13 protein-coding genes are annotated in these 20,513 nt (G+C 56.0%); 5 read left to right on the forward strand and 8 right to left on the reverse strand.

Translation table 11 applies throughout. From position 1 onward, the window contains the following. Positions 1 to 242: 242 nt before the first annotated feature. Genes baeR through mdtA form a run of 6 tightly spaced genes read right to left on the reverse strand, consistent with a single transcriptional unit; the run spans position 243 to position 11,218 of the window. The gene (gene baeR, locus LCS67_RS08075) at positions 243 to 965 is read right to left on the reverse strand and encodes a two-component system response regulator BaeR (RefSeq protein WP_000137854.1); all 723 of its coding nucleotides are present in this window, start codon (positions 963 to 965) and stop codon (positions 243 to 245) included. Continuing rightward, entirely contained in the window at positions 962 to 2,365 is a 1,404-nt protein-coding gene (gene baeS / locus LCS67_RS08080) for a two-component system sensor histidine kinase BaeS (RefSeq protein WP_023231099.1), read from the reverse strand. The genes baeR and baeS overlap by 4 nt, the downstream gene beginning before the upstream one ends. Further along, entirely contained in the window at positions 2,365 to 3,777 is a 1,413-nt protein-coding gene (locus tag LCS67_RS08085; RefSeq protein WP_023231098.1) for an MFS transporter, read from the reverse strand. The genes baeS and LCS67_RS08085 overlap by 1 nt, the downstream gene beginning before the upstream one ends. Beyond that, positions 3,774 to 6,854 carry a multidrug efflux RND transporter permease subunit MdtC gene (mdtC, locus tag LCS67_RS08090; protein ID WP_023217261.1) on the reverse strand — a complete coding sequence of 1,027 codons (3,081 nt, stop codon included), beginning with the start codon at positions 6,852 to 6,854 and terminating at the stop codon, positions 3,774 to 3,776. The genes LCS67_RS08085 and mdtC overlap by 4 nt, the downstream gene beginning before the upstream one ends. After that, on the reverse strand, positions 6,855 to 9,977 hold the full coding sequence (gene mdtB, locus LCS67_RS08095) for a multidrug efflux RND transporter permease subunit MdtB (protein WP_031567813.1): 3,123 nt from the start codon (positions 9,975 to 9,977) through the stop codon (positions 6,855 to 6,857). Further along, on the reverse strand, positions 9,977 to 11,218 hold the full coding sequence (mdtA, locus tag LCS67_RS08100; protein ID WP_000678813.1) for a multidrug efflux RND transporter subunit MdtA: 1,242 nt from the start codon (positions 11,216 to 11,218) through the stop codon (positions 9,977 to 9,979). Before mdtA ends, mdtB begins: the two co-directional genes overlap by 1 nt. Positions 11,219 to 11,500: 282 nt before the next feature. Between mdtA and LCS67_RS08105 the strand changes: the two genes are divergently transcribed. Beyond that, complete coding sequence (locus LCS67_RS08105) at positions 11,501 to 11,560, forward strand: type I toxin-antitoxin system Ibs family toxin (protein ID WP_105887528.1); 60 nt, start codon at positions 11,501 to 11,503, stop codon at positions 11,558 to 11,560. A 98-nt stretch (positions 11,561 to 11,658) separates the two neighbouring features. On the opposite strand, the gene yegD is transcribed toward LCS67_RS08105, so the two are convergent. Further along, a complete protein-coding gene (gene yegD, locus LCS67_RS08110; protein WP_000469623.1) occupies positions 11,659 to 13,011 on the reverse strand; it encodes a molecular chaperone in 1,353 nt (450 codons plus the stop codon). Between the two features lie 133 nt (positions 13,012 to 13,144). On the opposite strand from yegD, the gene alkA reads away from it, so the two are divergent. Beyond that, positions 13,145 to 14,014, forward strand: a complete 870-nt coding sequence (gene alkA, locus LCS67_RS08115; protein ID WP_023207356.1) for a DNA-3-methyladenine glycosylase 2 — start codon at positions 13,145 to 13,147, stop codon at positions 14,012 to 14,014. Here alkA and LCS67_RS08120 read toward each other — a convergent pair. Further along, positions 13,982 to 16,972, reverse strand: a complete 2,991-nt coding sequence (locus LCS67_RS08120; protein WP_031567818.1) for an MASE1 domain-containing protein — start codon at positions 16,970 to 16,972, stop codon at positions 13,982 to 13,984. The two genes, alkA and LCS67_RS08120, sit on opposite strands and share 33 nt — an antisense overlap. 330 nt (positions 16,973 to 17,302) lie before the next feature. On the opposite strand from LCS67_RS08120, the gene udk reads away from it, so the two are divergent. The 3 genes from udk (at position 17,303) to asmA (ending at position 20,511) form a co-directional block, all read left to right on the forward strand. Further along, a complete protein-coding gene (gene udk, locus LCS67_RS08125) occupies positions 17,303 to 17,944 on the forward strand; it encodes a uridine kinase (RefSeq protein ID WP_000132082.1) in 642 nt (213 codons plus the stop codon). Positions 17,945 to 18,034: 90 nt separating this feature from the next. Next, positions 18,035 to 18,616 (forward strand): dCTP deaminase, encoded by a 582-nt coding sequence (gene dcd, locus LCS67_RS08130; RefSeq protein ID WP_001234783.1) that lies wholly within the window; start codon positions 18,035 to 18,037, stop codon positions 18,614 to 18,616. Positions 18,617 to 18,654: 38 nt separating this feature from the next. Then, positions 18,655 to 20,511, forward strand: coding sequence for an outer membrane assembly protein AsmA (gene asmA / locus LCS67_RS08135; RefSeq protein ID WP_031567820.1), 1,857 nt, complete (start codon positions 18,655 to 18,657; stop codon positions 20,509 to 20,511). Positions 20,512 to 20,513: the final 2 nt, after the last annotated feature.

Raw genomic sequence — 20,513 nt, forward strand, 5'->3', positions numbered from 1 at the left:
ATTATGTTTATTTATTTTTAGATTCACTTAATGAATTAATGCGCAATAAGTTTAAAAAACTACTCACAGTATATCGGTAAACTAAAAAGAGCGGCCAAATAATTTATTGTCCCCGATCGCGTTCGTCATGGTTTTCGGGATACCGCTTGGCCAAAGAAAAGAGGACAGTGTGTTAATTCCGCCAGAATAGCGTTGGCGGAAAATATCGTTTTACGACCTTGTTATTGTTATGCCAATAATCATTATACCAGGCGACACGCATCCGCTTCCCAGCGATATCCCACCCCGTAGACCGCGCGTATAAATGACTGTTCGGCATCCAGCGATTCCAGTTTACGGCGCAGGTTTTTAATGTGGCTGTCGATAGTACGATCGGTCACCACACGGTAGTCGTCGTAGAGGTGGTTTAACAACTGCTCGCGGGAAAAAACTTTACCCGGTTCAAGCGATAAGGTTTTTAGCAGGCGGAATTCAGCGGGGGTTAAATCCAGCGCTTTACCACACCAGGAGGCCTGAAAGCGGCTTTCATCAATCATTAACGGGCTTTCGGCATCCTGCTGCTGGAGTTCGCGCTGCGGTTTACAGCGGCGCAAAATGGTTTTCACGCGGGCCACGACTTCGCGCGGGCTGTAAGGCTTACAGATATAATCATCGGCGCCGATTTCCAGCCCAAGCAGCCGGTCGATCTCTTCGATTTTGGCCGTGACCATCACAATGGGGATGTCGGAAAAACGGCGAATCTCCCGGCATAGCGTCAGACCATCGGTACCCGGCAGCATCAGATCCAGCAGGATCAGATCCGGCGGCGTTTGACGCACATACGGCAGTACCTTGTCGCCATGATTGATGAGCGTGGGGGCGTAACTCGCCGCGCGTAAGTAGTCAATAAGCAGCTGACCCAGCTTGGGTTCATCTTCAACAATCAAAATGCGCGGCGTGTTTTCATCAATGGGTAATTCAGTCATACTTCTCTCTGTAAATCGCGATCCAGCGGTAACTCTACTGTAATGCTAACCCCGCCAAAAGGCGAATGAGCGGCGTGAAGATGACCGTTATGCGCGTGTACAATATTGACGCATATCGCCAGCCCCAGTCCAGAACCGCCGCTGGCGCGGTTACGGGACACTTCCGTGCGGTAAAAACGGTCAAAAAGCTTTTGTAACTGCTCATCGCTGACGCCCGGTGCAGAATCGGCAAAGGTCAGGAATAATGATTTATCGCGTTGTTCGGCGGAAATATGCAGGCCGCCGCCGCTGTCGGTGTAGCGCAGACTGTTTTCCAGCAGATTATTAAACAGTTGCATCAGGCGATCCGGGTCGCCGAAGACGGTCATGCTATCCGGCAACGCGTAATGTAGCGTTAGCCCCCGGCTGGTAAAGCGCTCTCTGAACGCGCCGCCAGCGACTTCCAACAGGGGAACAAGATCGACGGTCGTTTTTTGGTAAGCCAGCGCGCCCTCGTCAGACAACGAAAGCTGATGCAGGTCGTCAACCAGTTTGGTAAGCGTACCGACTTCCGCCTGTAGGGAGATAACCGATTCTGGCGTGAACTGGCGAACGCCATCCTGAATGGCTTCCAGTTCGCCGCGCAATACCGCCAGCGGCGTGCGCAGTTCGTGGGAAATATCCGCCATAAAGTCGCGGCGCATCTGCTGATTTTTTTCCAGCGTGCTGGCAAGCTGGTTAAAGTCCTGCGCCAGTTTTCCCAGCTCATCGGCGCTGGTTGGGGTCACGCGCGTGGTAAAATCCCCCGCCGCCAGTCTGTGCGTACCCTCGACCAACCGTTTGACCGGGGCGAGCAGGCCACGCGCCAGCAAAAATGTCGCCAGCGCGGCCAGCAACGTTGATAATGCCACGATCATCCAACTGGCGCGCCGCTGCTGCATATCAAAATTAATATCCGTATTGCGCGTCAGCCGCTCGACAGGAGAGGCGATAATCGCGCCGACTTCGACGCCATTGACCAGAATGGGGCGGCGAGTACCGTCATGCGGCACCGGACCGCGTGGGCCGACCAGCACCCGGCCATTTTGATCGACGACCCAGAACTGGGTGCGCCAACCGTGCGGCGGCATACCGGGGCCGGGTTTATCCCGGTCGTTGTCATGCTCAAATGAACGCAGAATCTGGAAAACGAAGCGATCGTTGTTGCGTAAAAAACGCCAGTTGCCGTGTTGCTGGTACTGGTCGCCCAGCGCATCGCCCAGCATTTGTAGCCGCTGCTCGTTGCCGTGTTTGATATAGTCAATAAATCCGCGTTCAAAACTGACGCGCACGGCCCAATGCATACTGATCAGCAGCACGATGCAGGTGGCGAAAATCGCCAGAAACAGCTTGCCGGTGATTCCGGGCCGCCAGACTTTCATTACAGGCTCCTTTTACGCCGTGAAATGACCATGTTTTGCTGTGTATCGTTCGGCACGCGGGCAAAAATTATCGCCGGTAGCGCGATAATAACCGCCATACATAACCAGGTGTACATAAAGACGTGATGTGTGGCGCTACTGTCTATCCCGATATGCTGTTGGCCAAACATACCCAGCAGCATTCCGGCAATAGTGACGCCAATACTCATCGAGAGCTGCATAATCATCGATAATAAGCTATTGCCGCTGCTGGCCAGCGTATCGGGAAGGTCTTTTAGCGTTAAGGTGTTCATGGAAGAAAAGCGCGCCGAGTTCACCATTCCCTGCAAAAGCAGTACCAGCGGCAGGAGATAATACCAGCCGAGCAGCGCGACCGACATAAACAACAGGCTAACCAATGCCAGTCCGAGCGTGGTCGCCACCAGAACCCGACGATAGCCAAAACGGTTAACTATCTGCACCACAATCCGCTTCATTCCCATGCTGCCCAGCACCATGGGGATCATCATCAAACCGGCATGAAACGGTGAAAAACCAAGACCAATTTGCAAAAAGACCGGCGTCATAAACGGCAGCATACCGCTGCCGATACGCCCGGCAAAACTGCCCAGCAACCCCAGTGAAAACGTGGGCGTGCGGAACAATCGCAGGCTGAATAACGCGCCTGAGTTTTTTTTGGCATGGAGGAGATAGAGCAGAATGGCTGCCGCGCCGCCCGCAGCAAGTCCGGCTAATGTCCAGGGCGAAATCCCCATGCTTTTACTACCATCCAGCGCCAGCGTGAGTACCGCCATGCCGATAGCTAACAGCAGGAACCCCGGCAGATCAAAGCGCCGGGTCTCTATGGTGTAGTTTGGCATCAGCATAAAGGTTGCAATAGCGCCGACAATTCCCACCGGGATATTGCTCAGAAAGATCCAGTGCCATGAAGCATATTCCACCAGCACCCCGCCCAGCGCGGGGCCGAGTAACGGCCCGATCTGTCCCGGTAGGGTGACGAAGGTCATCGCCGCCATATATTGCGCGCGCGGCACGATTTTCATGACCGTCAGGCGTCCGACCGGTACCATCATCGCGCCGCCTACGCCTTGTAAAACCCGCGCTAATACCAGTTGATTAAGCGTGCCGGAGAGGGCGCAAAACAGCGAACCCAGCGTGAACAGCACAATGGCGGCAAAGAAGATATTACGCACGCCGATTTTATCTGCCAGCCAGCCGCTGGCGGGGAGCATTACGGCGACGGTAAGAACATATGACACCACTACCATGTGCATATGCAGCGGGCTTTCCCCCAGGCTTTTCGCCATGGAGGGCAGCGCAGTGTTGACGATGGTGGTATCCAGCGACTGCATAAAAAAGCCGAATGCCACAATCCAGAGTTGCCAGCGGGTGTTGTCAGGAAGTTCTGTCATATTTCTACTACCGGTTTGCTATTTTTACGCGAAAAACGCCGCCGCAGACGATCGAAAAAGAGGTACACCACCGGCGTGGTATAGAGCGTCAGGAGCTGGCTCATGACCAAACCGCCGACAATGGTTATCCCCAGCGGCTGCCGTAATTCCGAACCGTCTCCGCCAGATAACACCAATGGCAGTGCGCCGAACAGCGCCGCCAGCGTGGTCATCATTATTGGACGGAAGCGTAACAAGCAGGCCTGGAAAATGGCTTGTTCCGGCGTCAGGCCGCCGCTTCGTTGCGCTTCAAGCGCAAAATCGACCATCATAATGGCGTTTTTCTTCACAATGCCAATTAATAGCATGATCCCTATCAGGGCGATTAGGCTGAAAGGGGCATTGAAGAGTTCCAGCGCCAGAAGCGCCCCAACGCCCGCCGATGGCAGAGTAGAGAGAATGGTCAGTGGATGGACGTAGCTTTCGTACAGTATCCCCAGCACAATGTAGACGGTAGCGATCGCCGCCACTATCAAAATAAGCTGTGAATTCATGGTCTGCTGGAAGACTTGCGCCGTTCCGGAAAAACTGCCGCGTACCGTCGGGGGGACGCCAAGCTGCGTCATTGTGCGATTAATGGCCTCCGTCGCCTGCGATAACGATGTGCCGGTCGGCAGGTTAAAGGCAATCGTGGACGCCGCGGACAATCCCTGATGGTTCACCGACAGCGGCGCATTGGCGGGCCGCCATTGGGCGAAATAAGAGAGGGGAATCGCTTTTCCGTCACGGTTGATAACGAACATTTTCTCCAGCGCGCTGATATCCTGGCTATAGCGCGGATCGACTTCCATCACCACTTTATACTGGTTCATCGGCTGATAAATGGTGGAAATTTGCCGCTGGCCGAAAGCATTATTTAACAGACTGTTTGCGGCCTGAACATCAATACCCAGCCGTGACATGGTGTCGCGGTCGTAGATAAGGTTCATCTCCGCGCCATTATCCTGCTGGTCGGAGTTTACGTCCGCCAGTTGCGGCAGGGCCGAGAGCGCTTTGCGTATTTTCGGCTCCCACTCGCGCAGCGCCGCCAGGGAGTCAGACAGCAACGTATATTGGTAACTGGCGTTAGCCTGCCGCCCGCCGACGCGAATATCCTGTACCGCCATCAGAAACAGCCTGGCGCCGGGTTCTTTTGCCAGTTTGACCCGCAGTCGGTCAATGATTTGCTGCGCCGTCTCTTTGCGTTCGCCGCGCGGCTTCAGCGTAATAAACATCATGCCGCTATTCACCCGCGAGCCGCCGGTAAAACCAGTGACATTATTCACCGCCGGATCGTCGCGAATAATTTTCATAAAATCCTGCAGCTTGCCGCGCATGGCCTGGAAAGAGATGCTCTGGTCAGCCTGAATACCGCCCATCAACACGCCGGTGTCCTGCTCCGGAAAGAATGTTTTAGGGATGGCGATATAAAGCCAGATGTTCAGCGCAACGGTGCCAAGAAAAACCACACCGACAAGACGCGTATGGTTAAGCACCCATTTTAACGACGTGCCGTAACCCTGTTGCAAGGCGACCAGCAAACGGCCAACGCCCCGTTTACGCGGTTGGGTGCGCGGTTTGCTTGATTTAAGCATCCAGCCGCACATCATCGGCGTCAGCGTGAGCGAGACCACCAGCGAAATGCCAATCGCCACCGAGAGGGTAACGGCGAATTCCCGTAATAATCGCCCTGGCAGGCCGCCCATTAACAGCAGCGGCAGAAATACCGCCACCAGCGACAGACTCATGGAGATGACCGTAAACCCGACTTCCCGCGTACCCTGTAATGCCGCTTGCAAAGGTTTCATTCCCGCCTCCAGATGGCGGGCGATATTTTCCAGCACCACAATGGCATCATCAACGACAAATCCGGTCGCGATAGTCAGCGCCATCAGCGACAGATTGTTGAGGCTGAAGCCGCACAGATACATGGCGGCGAAGGTGCCGATGAGCGAAACGGGAACGGCGACGGCGGGGATTAGCGTGGCGCGCCCGGAACGCAGGAATAAAAACACCACCAGGATCACCAGCGCGACAGAGATAGCCAGCGTCTCTTCTACCTCTTGCAGCGATGCGCGAATCGTCGGCGAACGATCCTGGGCGATTTGTAAATCGATAGCGGCGGGGATCATTGCCCGCAGTTCCGGCAGTTTTGCCCGGATGCCGTCGACCGTCTGAATAATGTTGGCCTCCGGCAGCTTGCGGATCATCAACAAAATAGCGGGGTTAGCGTTCGTCATCCCGGCGTTACGGACATCCTGCACCGAGTCGGTGACGCTGGCGACGTCGCCCAGGCGTACCGCCGCGCCGTTGTTATAGTGAATAATCAGCGGCTGGTATTCGGCGGCGGTTTTCAGTTCGTCGTTGGTCTGGATTTGCCAGCGGTGGACGCTATCTTCAATTGCGCCTTGCGGTCGGCGTACGTTGGCGCTGTCGATCGCTTCGCGGACCTCATCCAGCGAGACGCCCTGGTTAAAGAGCGCCTGCGGGTTTAAGCCTACACGTACTGCGGGCAGGGAGCTGCCGCCGACGTCAACATCGCCGACGCCGTCAATTTGCGCGATGGTTTGCGCCAGTTGGGTAGAGGCGAAATCATACAGTTTGCCCTGTGACCAGCTCTCCGAGGTGAGCGTTAAAATCATAATCGGCGCGTCGGATGGGTTGGCCTTGCGATAAGTCGGGCGGCTGGGCATTCCGCCTGGCAACAAGCTTTGCGCGGCGTTAATGGCGGCCTGCACGTCGCGCGCCGCGCCGTTAATATCACGATCGAAATTAAATTCGAGAATAATGCGCGTACTGCCGAGCGAGCTGCTGGAAGTCATTTCATTGACGCCTGCAATGCGTCCCAAAGAGCGTTCCAACGGCGTCGCCACCGACGAAGCCATGGTTTCCGGCGAGGCGCCCGGCAGCGAGGCGCTAACCATAATCACCGGGAAATCGACCTGCGGCAGCGGGGCGACCGGCAGCAGACGGAAGCCCAGAATGCCGCACAGCGTAATGGCGGCGGCAATCAAAATGGTGGCGACCGGGCGGTAGATGAAAAGGGCGAAAAAGCGCATCTACGCCTCCTCTTTATGGCGCGGAAAGCGACTTTTCACGTACAGCGACAGGCGGTCAAACAGGAGATAAATCACCGGTGTGGTAAACAGAGTTAATACCTGGCTGACCAGTAGGCCGCCCACCATTGCGATCCCCAACGGGCGACGTAATTCCGCGCCAACGCCGGTACTCAACATTAATGGCAATGCCCCGAGCAACGCCGCCAGCGTGGTCATCAGAATCGGTCGAAAACGCAGCAGACAGGCCTGGAAGATAGCGTCGCGCGGACTCATCCCCTGTTCGCGTTCGGCGGCGAGGGCGAAGTCAATCATCATGATGGCGTTTTTCTTCACGATGCCGATCAGCAAAATAATGCCGATAATGGCGATAATATCGAGCTCGCTACCGGCGATGATCAGCGCCAGCAGCGCGCCGACGCCCGCCGTAGGCAGCGTTGAGAGAATCGTGATCGGATGGATAAAACTCTCATACAGCACGCCGAGCACGATATACATCGCCACCACGGCGGCGACAATAAGCCAGACGGTGCTGCCCAGCGCCGCCTGGAAGGCGAGCGTACTGCCCTGAAACTGCGTTGTAATATCCGCTGGCAGGGCGAGCGTTTTTTCCGTATCGAGAATCGCCTGCACCGCATCGCCGAGCGAATAGCCCTCCGGCACGTTAAACGAAAATGTCGTAACCGGGAACTGATCTAAATGATTGATAGAGAGCGGAGCGAAGCGCTGCTCAATGCGGGCAATCGCGCTGAGCGGTACGGTGCCGCCGTCGCGGCTCGTCAGGCGAATCGTCTCCAGCGCCGCCAGTCCCGGCGTGCTGGCGGTATTATGTTCCAGTACGACGCGGTACTGGTTCGCCTGGGTATAAATCGTTGAAATCAGGCGTTGCCCGAACGCGTTGTAGAGCGCGTTATCCACATCCGCCATGCTGATACCCAGACGGCTGGCGCTGTCGCGGTCGACATTCACCCAGGCCGCTAATCCCCGATCTTGCCAGTCGCTGCTTACCTCAGAGAGCTGTGGTAACGACTGTAGCGCGTTCTGCAGTTTTGGCACCCAGTGACTGAGCGCATCGAGCGTCGTGGCCTGCAGGGTAAACTGATACTGCGTGCGGCTGACCTGCGTGTCGATGGTTAAATCCTGCGTCGGCTGGAGATACAGCGCCACGCCGGGAATCGTCGCCACGGCGGTTTGCAGCCGGGAGATCACCTGCTGCACGCGGTCATCACGCGCATCCAGCGGCTTGAGGTTAATTTGCAGGCGCGCGCTATTCAGCGTGGGGTTAGCGCCGTCTACGCCAACAAAAGTCGTCAGGCTTTGCACCGCCGGGTCCTGTAATATCCGCTCCGCCACCTGGCGCTGACGTTGCGCCATACTGGCATACGATGACGATTGCGGCGCCTGCAGCGTCCCCTGGATAATGCCGTTATCCTGTACCGGAAAGAACCCTTTCGGGATGACTATCCACAGCATAACGCTGAGCAGGAGCGTGGCGAATGCCACGCTCAATGTAAGCCACGGATGGTTGAGCACTTTCGCTAATCCGCGTCCGTAGCTGGCGATCACGCGGTCAAACATCCGCTCGCAGGCGCGGGAAAAGCGGTTTTGTTTACGCAGAGATTGCTGGCTGAGCATACGCGCGCACATCATGGGCGTGAGCGTCAAAGAGACGACGGCGGAGATTAAAATCGCTACCGCCAACGTCACCGCAAATTCGCGGAACAGTCGACCAACAATATCGCCCATAAAGAGCAACGGGATCAGCACCGCAATCAGTGAAAAGGTGAGGGAAATAATGGTAAAGCCGATTTCGCCCGCGCCTTTGAGCGCCGCCGCCAGCGGTTTTTCTCCTTTTTCGATGTAACGCGAGATGTTCTCGATCACCACAATCGCATCGTCCACCACGAAACCCGTGGCGATAGTGAGCGCCATCAGCGTCAGGTTATTAATGGAAAAATCTAAAAACACCATCACCGCAAAGGTGCCGATAAGCGACAGCGGTACGGCGACGCCGGGAATAATTGTGGCGGGAATGTTACGTAAAAAAAGATAGATAATCATGACGACCAGCGCGATCGCCAGCATCAGTTCAAACTGGGTATCGCGCACGGAAGCGCGAATATTGGTGGTGCGATCGGACAGGACCGTGACCTTCACCGATTTCGGCAGGCTTTCGGTAAGCTGGGGCAGCATCTGGCGAATGCTGTCCGCTGTCGCAATGATATTGGCGCCAGGCTGGCGTTGAACGTTCATCACGATAGCCGGCGCTTGATTCGCCCATGCGCCGAGCCAGCTATTTTCCGCCCCCTGTTCGACGGTGGCGACATCGCCCAGCCGTATCGGCGCGCCGTTTTGATACGCGATGATAAGCCTGCGGTATTCGTCGGCAGACTGCATCTGATCGTTAGCAGAAAGCGTCACCGCCCGTTCGGGGCCATCCAGACTGCCTTTCGCCGAGTTGACGTTGGCGCCGGTAATTGCGGTACGGACCGTTTCGCTGGTCAGACCGAGCGCGGCGACAGCCTGAGCATTCAGTTTTACGCGTACCGCAGGGCGCTGCCCGCCGGCAAGCGTCACCAGCCCGACGCCGGCGACCTGCGAGATCTTCTGCGCCACGCGGGTTTCTACCATGTCCTCTACCTGGGTCATCGGCATCGCGTTTGAGGTGACGGCAAGCGTCATAATCGGCGGGTCCGCCGGGTTGACTTTGCTATAAATCGGCGGATTCGGCAGGTCGGAAGGCAATAAATTGGTGGCTGCGTTAATCGCCGCCTGTACTTCCTGCTCGGCAACGTCCAGCGGCAGCGTCAACTGAAACTGTAGCGTTACCACCGATGCGCTGCCGGAGCTTTGCGACGACATCTGCTTCAGTCCTGACATCTGGCCGAACTGGCGCTCAAGCGGCGCGGTGACGGCGGAGGTCATGACATCCGGGCTGGCGCCAGGGTAGAGCGTAACAACCTGAATAGTGGGGTAGTCGACCTCCGGCAAAGCGGCGACGGGCAGGAAGCGATAGCCGATAATCCCGGCGAGTAAAATCGCCGCCATCAGCAGAGTGGTGGCCACGGGGCGCAGAATAAACAGACGCGAAGGGCCGCCCGTGCTGCCCGGAGGTAATACCTGCATCAGGCGCGCGCTCCTTTTTGACCTTCATGGCGGGAAGGGGATTTTTCATCCGCCACGGTGGTTTGCGGCTCAACGACCTCGACTTTTGCGCCTTCCGTCAGTCGATCAATACCATCGGTAACGACGCGATCGCCTGCCGACAAGCCAGCGCTGATCACCACGTTTCGGTTATCCTGAATACCGATTTTTACCCGCTTCTTGCTGACGTTATTTTCGTCGTTCAGCACCCACACAAAGTGGCCCTCATTGCCCATTTGCACCGCCGCGGCAGGCACCACAACGGCATTTTGTTCGGTATCGACCAGCATCCGGGCGTTCACAAATTGATTGGGGAACAGCGTATCGTCCTGATTGGTAAAGCGTGCTTTAATTTTGATCGTTCCCGTCGTGGGATCAATCTGGTTGTCCAGACTGAGCAACACACCTTCGCTCAGTTTGTGCGAGTTAGTCCGATCCCAGGCTTCTACGACCAGCGCTTTCCCCGCTTTCTGTGCCTGAACCACGGTCGCGATATCGCTTTCCGGCAGAGTAAAAATGAGATCAATCGGGTGCGTTTGCGTAATGACGACAATACCGGCGGTATCGCTGCTGGAAATCTGGTTGCCGACATCCACCTGTTTCAGACCCACGCGTCCCGAGACCGGGGCCGTGATACGACTCCAGTCGAGCTGTAACTGCGCGCTGGCGACATTGGCTTCATCCGCTTTAATGGTTCCCTGGGTTTCGTTGACCAGCGCCTGTTGCGCATCCAGTTCCTGACGGGAAACCAGATTGGTTTTTGCCAGTTGCTGATAGCGCGCCAGATCACGACGCGCATTCGCCAGCGTAGCGTTATCTTTCGCCAACTGTCCCTGAGCCTGCGCCAGGGCGACCTTAAACTGGCTGGGATCGATTTGCGCCAGCAGATCGCCTGCGTTGACCTGCTGACCTTCCTGAAAGTGCAGGGCGATGAGTTGACCATCCACGCGGCTACGTACCGTAACGGTATTCGCTGCGGTCACGGTACCCAGCCCGCTCAGATAGCGCGGTACGGCCTGCGTGGTCGCGGTCGCGGCCTGTACCGGCGCCAGAGGGCCGTCGCGCATACCGCGGCGACCTGCGGCGGCGGTATGCGGCGCTTGCGCGGCGACGCCCGGCGCGGCGGTCGGGCTTTCGCTACGGCTATGCCAGAACCAGAATGCGGCGGCGGCCACTACAACCCCAATCGCTATTGCCCAGCGGAAAGTATTACTGCCTTTCATCGGTATAAGTTTCTCATCCTGAAACGTTTTGCGGAATGTTGCTCCCTCTATTGTAGTCAGCAGGGAAGGGAGAAAAATGGAGGAATTATGGAACACGGTCGGGATTATTCTGAATGGCGACCCGCTTTGCGAGGCGCTACGCAACTCTCATCGGTGAAAATCGTTAACGCGCCGGAGTGCGGTAAAGTGGCGGCACGGCAATGAAGGTAAGCCACCGATTTCAGCAGGACGCTGAAACGGGAAAGCCCCTCCCGAGGAAGGGGCCAAAATAAGGAAAGGGTTATGATGAAGGTAGTCATCATACTGGTGATACTCTTAGTGATTAGCCTACCAGCTTACTAAGACACCAGGGGGAGGAGGAATCCTCCCTTACCCTCACTCCTGACGTTAAGCCACATCAAGAATAATGTCAATCCATCAGCACTGAGCTTGCGAGGCGCTTAGCGGAAAACAACCTCCGCCCAGCGCGCCAGTCCTGCGGTGACGGAGCCGAAATCATCGCCGCCAGCGACGGGTATGCCCGGTAGCTGTTCGGAAAGCGCTTTTTTAATCAATGGCGAACGGGCGCTGCCGCCGGTCAGATAGATGACATCCGGTTTTTCCTGCGCGCTGTCCAGCGCCAGTTGCACCTGTTCCAGAATACGCGCCAGCGGTTGATCCAGCGCCGCTTCCAGTCCTTGCTGGCTGATAGCGACCGCCAGGTCGTCGCTGATAAATGGCAGCCTCGCCGTAATATCCGCCTGGCCGGAAAGGGCGATTTTGCTCTCTTCCGCGCAGCGTACCAGGCGGTAACTAAGCCGCTGGCGCCAGACCTTGAGCAGCAACGCGACCTTGTCTGCTTCACGCGCGTTGCGAACCAAATCGTTCAACAGACGACCATTCGCGCTACTGTAAAAATCGCTTTGCGCCGGGACGTCGTTAATCGCCACGGCGTTCCACCACGGCAGCACCGGCAGGGCGATGCCTTTTTCGGTTTCGCCGCCCATGCCCAGCAAAGGCATCAGATTTTTAAAGGCCAGCGCGATATCCAGATCGTTTCCGCCCACGCGGCAACCGCTGTGCCCCAACAGGCTGTTTTCACGATCGGCGCGCTGACGCCACTGCGGCCCCATCAGCAGCATGGAGCAGTCGGTGGTGCCGCCGCCAATATCCACGACCAGCACACGCTTCTCTTCCCGCAGCGTAGCTTCGTAGTCCAGGCCCGCCGCAACCGGTTCATACTGGAATACCACCTCCTGAAAACCGGCGCGTTTTGCCGCCCGCTCCAGAATACCCTGCGCCTGGCGGTTCGCGTCATCGCCGCCGAGTCCCTGAAAGTTGATCGGGCGACCGATTACCGCCTGGGTAATGGCCTCCGGCAATTGGCTGTGCGCCGTATGACGAATATGTACCATCATGGCGCAGACCAAATCTTCAAACAGCGCGACCTGCTGCGGTTTCAGGCCGCTGGCGCCTAAAAAGGATTTCGGCGATTTGACAAACCAGACCTCCTGGGGATCGTCAATATAGTGCGCCAGCGACGCCAGACCAAACTGTACGCTTTGCGCGCCAACCTCAATATCTTCCTCGCGGTTGTAGCGTATCGCGCGGCGTAGCAGCGCCTGGGTTTCTTCGTCCGTTGCCGGCACATCATGATGGCGATACAGCCACTCGCTCACCGCTTCGCGCGTCGGCGCGCACAGCATAGACGGCAGTAATGCGCTGTTATTCTCCATTGTCAGCAACTGTGGATGCCCGTCGCGCATAATGGCGACCGAGCAGTTTGCCGTACCGTAATCAAATCCTATAAACACCTTAAAATCCCCATGCCAGTGAAGAAGGGGCGTGACTTTAGCGAAATGTCGTCGCGGCGACAACTGGAATATGAAAGCAAGGCGTTACGTGCGATTAGCGTTTATGCTGAAAAGTCAAATAAAGGAGAAAAGTATGTTTACCCTGAGCTGGCAGCCGCCTTACGACTGGTCGTGGATGTTGGGCTTTCTTGCCGCGCGTGCGGTGGACGGCGTAGAAACGGTAGGCGAGGGCTTTTATGCGCGCAGCCTGGTGGTGGGCGAGCATCGCGGACTGGTCAGCGTGAGGCCCAATCTGCCCACCCACACTGTGCAGGTGAGCGTAAGCGCCGGATTACTTCCCGTCGCGCCGGCGTGTCTGGCGAAGGTTTCGCGTCTGTTTGATCTTGACTGCCAGCCCGCGCAGGTTGCCGCCGTGCTGGGGCCACTGGGTGAGGACAGACCGGGGCTGCGTTTACCGGGATCGGTTGATACGTTTGAACAAGGCGTGCGGGCGATACTGGGGCAACTGGTGAGTGTCGCGATGGCGGCAAAGTTGACGGCGAAAGTGGCGCGCCGCTATGGCGAGGCGTTGCCGGATGCGCCCGATTATGTCTGTTTTCCCGGTCCGGAAACGCTGGCGTTGGCCGATCCGCTGGCGCTTAAAGCTCTGGGGATGCCGCTGCGGCGCGCCGAAGCGCTGATTCATCTGGCGCAGGCGACGCTGGCGGGAAAACTGGCGCTCGCCGCGCCGCCGGATATTGAGCAGAGCGTTAAAAATTTACAAACGTTTCCGGGAATTGGCCGCTGGACGGCGAACTATTTCGCCCTGCGCGGTTGGCAGGCAAAAGATATCTTTTTACCCGATGATTACTTAATTAAGCAGCGCTTCGCCGGGATGACGCCCGCGCAGATCCGTCGCTACGCGGAGCGCTGGAAACCGTGGCGTTCCTACGCGCTACTGCATATCTGGTATACCCACGGCTGGCAACCGTCAATGGATAGCGAAATAGCTGGTATTCAGTAACAAATCCAGTGGTTGCGCTTCGGCGATAGTGTCGCCATAAATTAGATCCACGCCAATACGGGAGAGCGTATCCAGCACCTGTGGGTTTTGTACCGGCCCGGCGAGCGTTTTGATGTCCAGATGCTGGGCGTGTCCCTGGATGATCGAGGTCAGCATTTCATCCATTAAACTCTCATGAACGTTGGCGATAAGGTCGCTATCCAGCAGTAAATAATCGACGATATGCGGGGGCAGTAAATTAAACAGCTGTAAATCGCGCCCGACATGGCTGAGAATCACCTGGCAGCCGCGTTGCCGCAGTTTTCGCAGAGTCGCAGCGGCGGTCTGCGCCTGCTTAACGATAACGTCAGCCGGGATAATCAGGTGTAATAACCGTGGCGGCAGTGGGCTATGCTCCAGTTGTTCCAGCAGCTCATCAATAAGGGTCGCGCTGTATAATCCCGCGGCGGACAGCGGCAGCGCAACGCTTAATCCCTTGCTGGCGACGGCGGTCGCCGCATGGTGGAAAAACTCATGGAATACCCGTCGGTCAAGCGCGTGATGCAGCGCGGAGTCGGCTAATCCTGCCCGGAACGCGCGCTCTTCCATCACTTCCCCTTCGCTGGTCCACAGCCTGAGTGAGACCAGCCAAAAGCTGGTGGCCTCCGGCGTACGCGGCGGCGCGACGTTTCTGGCAAGCATTAGCAGGTGGTTATTTTTAATCATATGCCACTGTTCTTCCAGCGGCATCATTCCCTTTGAGGAGGTTAATGCGTGCTGCGGTTCGTACACGGTCAGACGGCCGCGACCGCTATTTTTCGCGGCGTAGCAGGCTATATCGGCCTGAGACACGACCTCTGTGAGCTGGCAGTTATGTTCATTTATCATTGTGATCCCGGCGCTGGCGCCGATCCGATGCAGGCGTCCTTCCCACATAAAGTGATATTCATTAACGGCGTTGATAAGCCGCGTCACGATAAAGCGCGCGCTGTCACTATTACAATCCGGCAGCAACAGGCCAAACTCATCGCCACCCAGACGGGCCAGGAGATCGCCAGATCGAAGCATACTGAGCATCAGTGACGCGAGTTCGCGCAATAAGGCATCGCCGGCGGCATGTCCCGCGCTGTCGTTAACCGCTTTAAAACGGTCCAGATCGATAAACACCAGCGCATGATGTTGAGGCGATTCCTGTATTGTTTGCAGGCGCTGTTGAAGCTGCTTTTCAAAACTGGCGCGGTTGGCAAGATGGGTGAGGGCGTCATGCGTTGCGCTGTAGCTGAGCTGGCGTAACATTTTTCGTGATTCGGTAACGTCCTGGATAACCAGAACCGAACCAATCTTATCGCCGTCAAGCGTACTGAGCGGCGTGATACTGTAATGAATATCGTAGCTGCCGCCGTTATGACAATGGAGCACTATCTCCTGTTCCATGTCCGATCGCGACCTGTCGGCGCGATAAATATCCTCCAGCAGCGGCCCCTTATTACCTGACGTAATGCGCAGAACCGTTAATAATGGCGCGCCTAAAGCATCCTCCTGCCGCCAGCCGCTCATCTTCTCGGCGATCGGGTTCATAAAGGTGATATTCATCGCGACATCAATACACACCACCGCTTCTCCGATAGAGTCAAGCGTGATGTGCAACCGTTCTTTTTCCTGAAATAGCGCGTCGTTCGCCTGTGTAATACGCTCCATCAACCGCTGGTTTTCCTGCTCGCTTTGCTTGAGATCGTTAATATCTTCAATCTGAGCAATAAAATAGAGAGGTTTATTGTCTTTATGACGAACCAGCGAGACGGCCAGTAGCGCCCAGACGACATCGCCGTTGCGGGTGTAGTAGCGTTTTTCCATGGAATAGCTATTGATGTCGCCGCGCACCAGCATGTTTAGCTGTTCAAGGTCATTATTCAGGTCTTCCGGCCAGGTCAATTGCTGAAATGTCATCGTGCGTAATTCATCCTGGCTATAGCCAAGAAAATGGCTCAGAGATTTATTGACCTGTAGCCACTGACCCTCCGTACCGACCAGCGCCATACCAATGGCGGAATACTCCATCGCGTTGCGAAAGCGGGATTCGCTCTCGGTGATATGTTTGCGTTCCGTGCGAAACGCGTACATCACCATCGTCATCATATTGGCAGGCAGCAGGATCATTAAAAAAGGTAGCCACGGCATATTGACCATCACGTCGGTTTTCGGCGTGGCGAGCAGCGTGGGGTCATTGGCCAGCATGAGCGAGACCACGATAACGGTAGCTAAAAAAATTAAAAACGCCTCCATTCGCGGCAGGCGCACCGCACTCCACATCAACAGGACGATAACGCACGTAAACGGCCACGGAATATAGCGCATAGCGAGCCAGCTTAGCGCCAGCGTAATGACCAGCGTCAATAGCGTTTCCAGCAACAGATGCGGGTCGCGATGACGCAACAGATAGTGTGGTTTAAACAGTAAACCTAACGGTACCAGCGTCAGCGCGCCGATGGCTTCCGATAATACCCAAATCAGAAACGCTTTCGAGGCGACCGCTTCCGGCGCTATCAGCCAAAATAACATGCCGCCGAGTAGCGGCGGAATCACGGCGCTGCCGATAGCCAGACGAAACCAGTCATTCAAATTTTGTAAGGGGTTGTAGCTGGGGAGCAGTTTTCGCAGCAGTATCGCGCCAGTGGCCGCCTCGATAATATTTATTGCCGTCCAGCTAAAGTTAAGCGAGGCGGCAGGAAATAAAGTCAGTGAGGCGCCGATGCTGCCGAGCGAGCAGGCGACCGCGATCCCTGGCCACAGACGGCCCGCATGGCGGTAAAACGCGACCATCATAATGGAGGTGGGGAACCACAGCGGCGCGAGTTGGGTGCCGACACGCGATAATACGAGCGAAAAGAGCGTAAAGACAAACGCGACCAGGCCTAAACTGACCAGACGCAATAGCGGGTGGGGGACGGTAACGAAAACATGTTGGGATGGTTTACTCATTACCACTCTATCCGAATCGCCGGTAACGTCGCGGAATACCGGACGCGTCAGTTTACTCTGTGATTATGCTAGTATAAACGCGTAATGATTTATACGCTGGCTGAATATAAATTGTGGCTCCCGGCGTATTCCTCCTCCAGACGGGTCGATAAATCCGCTGTCCGCGTTAAAACTGAACGCTTTTACGTCGCGACGTCGAATGCGCCGCCAACAAATTCACCGTGGCATAGCGCCGGACTGGTATCGCGCTGCTGAAATCCCTATAATTGCCGCGTTTGGCGTTTCGGCGCCCCCCTTCCTTACATCCAGGTTAATCAGGTCGCTAAATTTATGACTGATCAGTCTCATCAGTGCGTCATTATCGGTATCGCTGGCGCATCGGCTTCCGGCAAGAGTCTTATTGCCAGTACCCTTTACCGCGAATTGCGTGAACAAGTGGGTGACGAACATATTGGCGTTATTCCCGAAGACAGTTATTACAAAGATCAAAGCCATCTGTCGATGGAAGAACGCGTAAAAACCAACTATGACCATCCGAATGCGATGGATCACAGCCTGCTATTTCAGCATCTTCAGGCGCTCAAGCGCGGTTCGGCGATTGAATTACCGGTATACAGTTATGTTGAGCATACCCGTATGCAGGAAACGGTTCGCGTAGAACCGAAGAAAGTGATTATTCTTGAAGGTATTCTGTTACTGACCGACGCGCGTTTGCGTGAAGAGATGAACTTCTCTATTTTTGTCGATACGCCGCTGGATATCTGTTTGATGCGCCGTATCAAACGCGATGTGAACGAGCGTGGTCGCTCAATGGATTCGGTGATGGCGCAATATCAGAAAACGGTGCGTCCGATGTTCCTGCAATTTATTGAGCCTTCCAAACAATATGCGGATATTATCGTGCCGCGCGGCGGTAAAAACCGCATCGCTATTGATATTCTGAAAGCGAAAATCAGCCAGTTCTTTGAATAAATCTGGCGAATTGTGTACCGTTCAGTGATAACCTGGTTAGCCCTTGATGTGCTTGATTTAAGGGCTTGATGCGCGAAAGGAGAAAGTGCCATGCGTTTATGCGACCGAGATATTGAAGCCTGGCTGGATGAAGGCCGTTTGTCTATCACCCCGCGACCTCCCGTAGAGCGCATTAACGGCGCGACGGTCGATGTACGTCTTGGCAATAAATTTCGAACCTTCCGTGGCCATACGGCGGCGTTTATCGATCTGAGCGGGCCGAAAGATGAGGTCAGCGCGGCGCTGGATCGCGTGATGAGCGATGAAATCGTTTTGCCGGACGGCGAGGCATTTTATCTGCATCCGGGCGAGTTGGCGCTGGCTGTCACCTTTGAATCCGTTACCCTGCCGCCGGATTTAGTGGGCTGGCTGGATGGTCGTTCCTCGCTGGCGCGTCTGGGACTGATGGTGCATGTGACGGCGCACCGTATCGATCCCGGCTGGTCGGGCTGCATTGTGCTTGAGTTTTACAACTCCGGGAAGCTGCCGCTGGCGTTGCGTCCGGGTATGCTCATCGGCGCGCTGAGCTTTGAGCCGCTGTCCGGTCCGGCGGCGCGGCCTTATAACCGCCGTCAGGATGCCAAATATCGCGATCAGCAGGGCGCTGTTGCCAGCCGGATTGATAAAGACTGAGCCATTCGGCGCAATACTGCCGGTCCATTGAGGGTAGCATGAGACGATTTCTGACGACGCTGATGATTCTCCTGGTCGTGCTGGTGGCCGGATTCTCTGCGTTGGTATTGTTGGTCAATCCGAATGATTTCCGCGCCTATATGGTGCAGCAGGTTGCCGCGCGTAGTGAATATCAGTTGCAACTGGACGGGCCGCTGCGCTGGCACGTATGGCCGCAACTCAGCATCCTTTCCGGGCGAATGACGCTAACGGCGCGAGGCGCCAGCGAACCGCTGGTGCGGGCTGACAATATGCGCCTGGACGTCGCTTTATGGCCGCTATTGAGTCATCAGCTTCATGTTAAGCAGGTGATGCTGAAAGGCGGGGTGATTCAACTGACGCCGCAAACGGAAGCGGTACGCAGCGATGATGCGCCGGTCGCGCCGAAAGATAATACCTTGCCGGACGTAGCGGAAGATCGCGGCTGGTCGTTTGATATTCGTAGCCTGCGCGTTGCCGACAGCGTGCTGGTTTTCCAGCATGAAAATGATGATCAGGTCACGGTGCGCGATATTCGTCTGAATATGGAACAAGATGCCGAGCATCGCGGCACGTTTGATTTTTCGGGACGCGTGAACCGCGATCAGCGGGATCTTGCTTTATCATTCAGCGGAACGGTGGATGCTTCCGATTATCCGCATAATTTAACCGCGGGTATTGAGCAACTGCGTTGGCAATTGCAGGGCGCGGATCTACCGGCGCAGGGGATTGAGGGGCAGGGACAACTGCAGGCGCAGTGGCAGGAGGCGCAAAAACGTCTTTCATTTAACCACTTAAATTTAACGGCGAATGACAGTTCTCTGACCGGGCATGTTCAGGTAACGCTGGCGGAGCAGCCGGAATGGCAAATTGACCTCCAGTCCAGCAAGCTTAATCTGGACAACCTGTTGCCGCATCATAGCACCGTGGCACAGACGGGCGGCGCGGTGTCGCAGGGGCAAAATACGCTCCCCCTGACCAGGCCAGTTATCGCGTCGCGTGTTGGTGCGCCGCCTTATCAGGGGCTGCAAAGCTTTACGGCGGAGATTGCTTTACAGGCGGATTCAGTTCGCTGGCGGGGAATGGACTTTACCCAGGTTTCGACGAAGATGTCTAATCAGGCCGGATTGCTGGATATCACCGAGTTGCAGGGGAAACTGGCCGACGGAGAGATGTCGCTGCCCGGCACGCTTGACGCCCGCACCGCCAGTCCGCGCATCGAGTTCCACCCTCGCCTCAACCATGTTGAGATTGGGACTATCCTGAAAGCCTTTAATTATCCGATTAGCCTGACCGGTAAGATGTCGCTGGTTGGCGATTTCTCCGGGGCGGATATTGACGCAGAGGCATTTCGCCACAGCTGGAAAGGAAAAGCGCATGTTGACATGAGCAATACGCGCCTCGAAGGAATGAATTTCCAGCAACTGGTGCAGCAGGCCGTAGAGCGAAGCGGCGGCGACGCGCAGCAGTCGCAGGAAAATATGGACAACGCGACCCGACTGGATCGCTTCACGACCGATCTGACGCTAAATAAGGGCACGCTGACGCTCGACGACATGGTCGGGCAATCTTCTATGCTGGCGTTAACCGGCAGCGGAACGCTGGATCTGGTTAAGCAGAGCTGTGATACGCAATTTAATCTGCGTGTGCTGGGCGGCTGGAACGGCAATAGCAACCTGATCACCTTCCTGAAAGAGACGCCGGTGCCGCTGCGCGTCTATGGCAAGTGGCAGGAGCTGAACTATACCCTGCAAGTGGATCAGTTATTGCGTAAGCATTTACAGGATGAGGCAAAGCGTCGGCTCAATGACTGGGCGGATCGCAATAAAGATACCCGCAACGGTAAAGATGTGAAGAAACTGCTGAATAAGCTGTAGTT

Source organism: Salmonella sp. A7 (assembly GCF_020181675.1).
Taxonomy (GTDB): Bacteria; Pseudomonadota; Gammaproteobacteria; order Enterobacterales; family Enterobacteriaceae; genus Salmonella; species Salmonella enterica.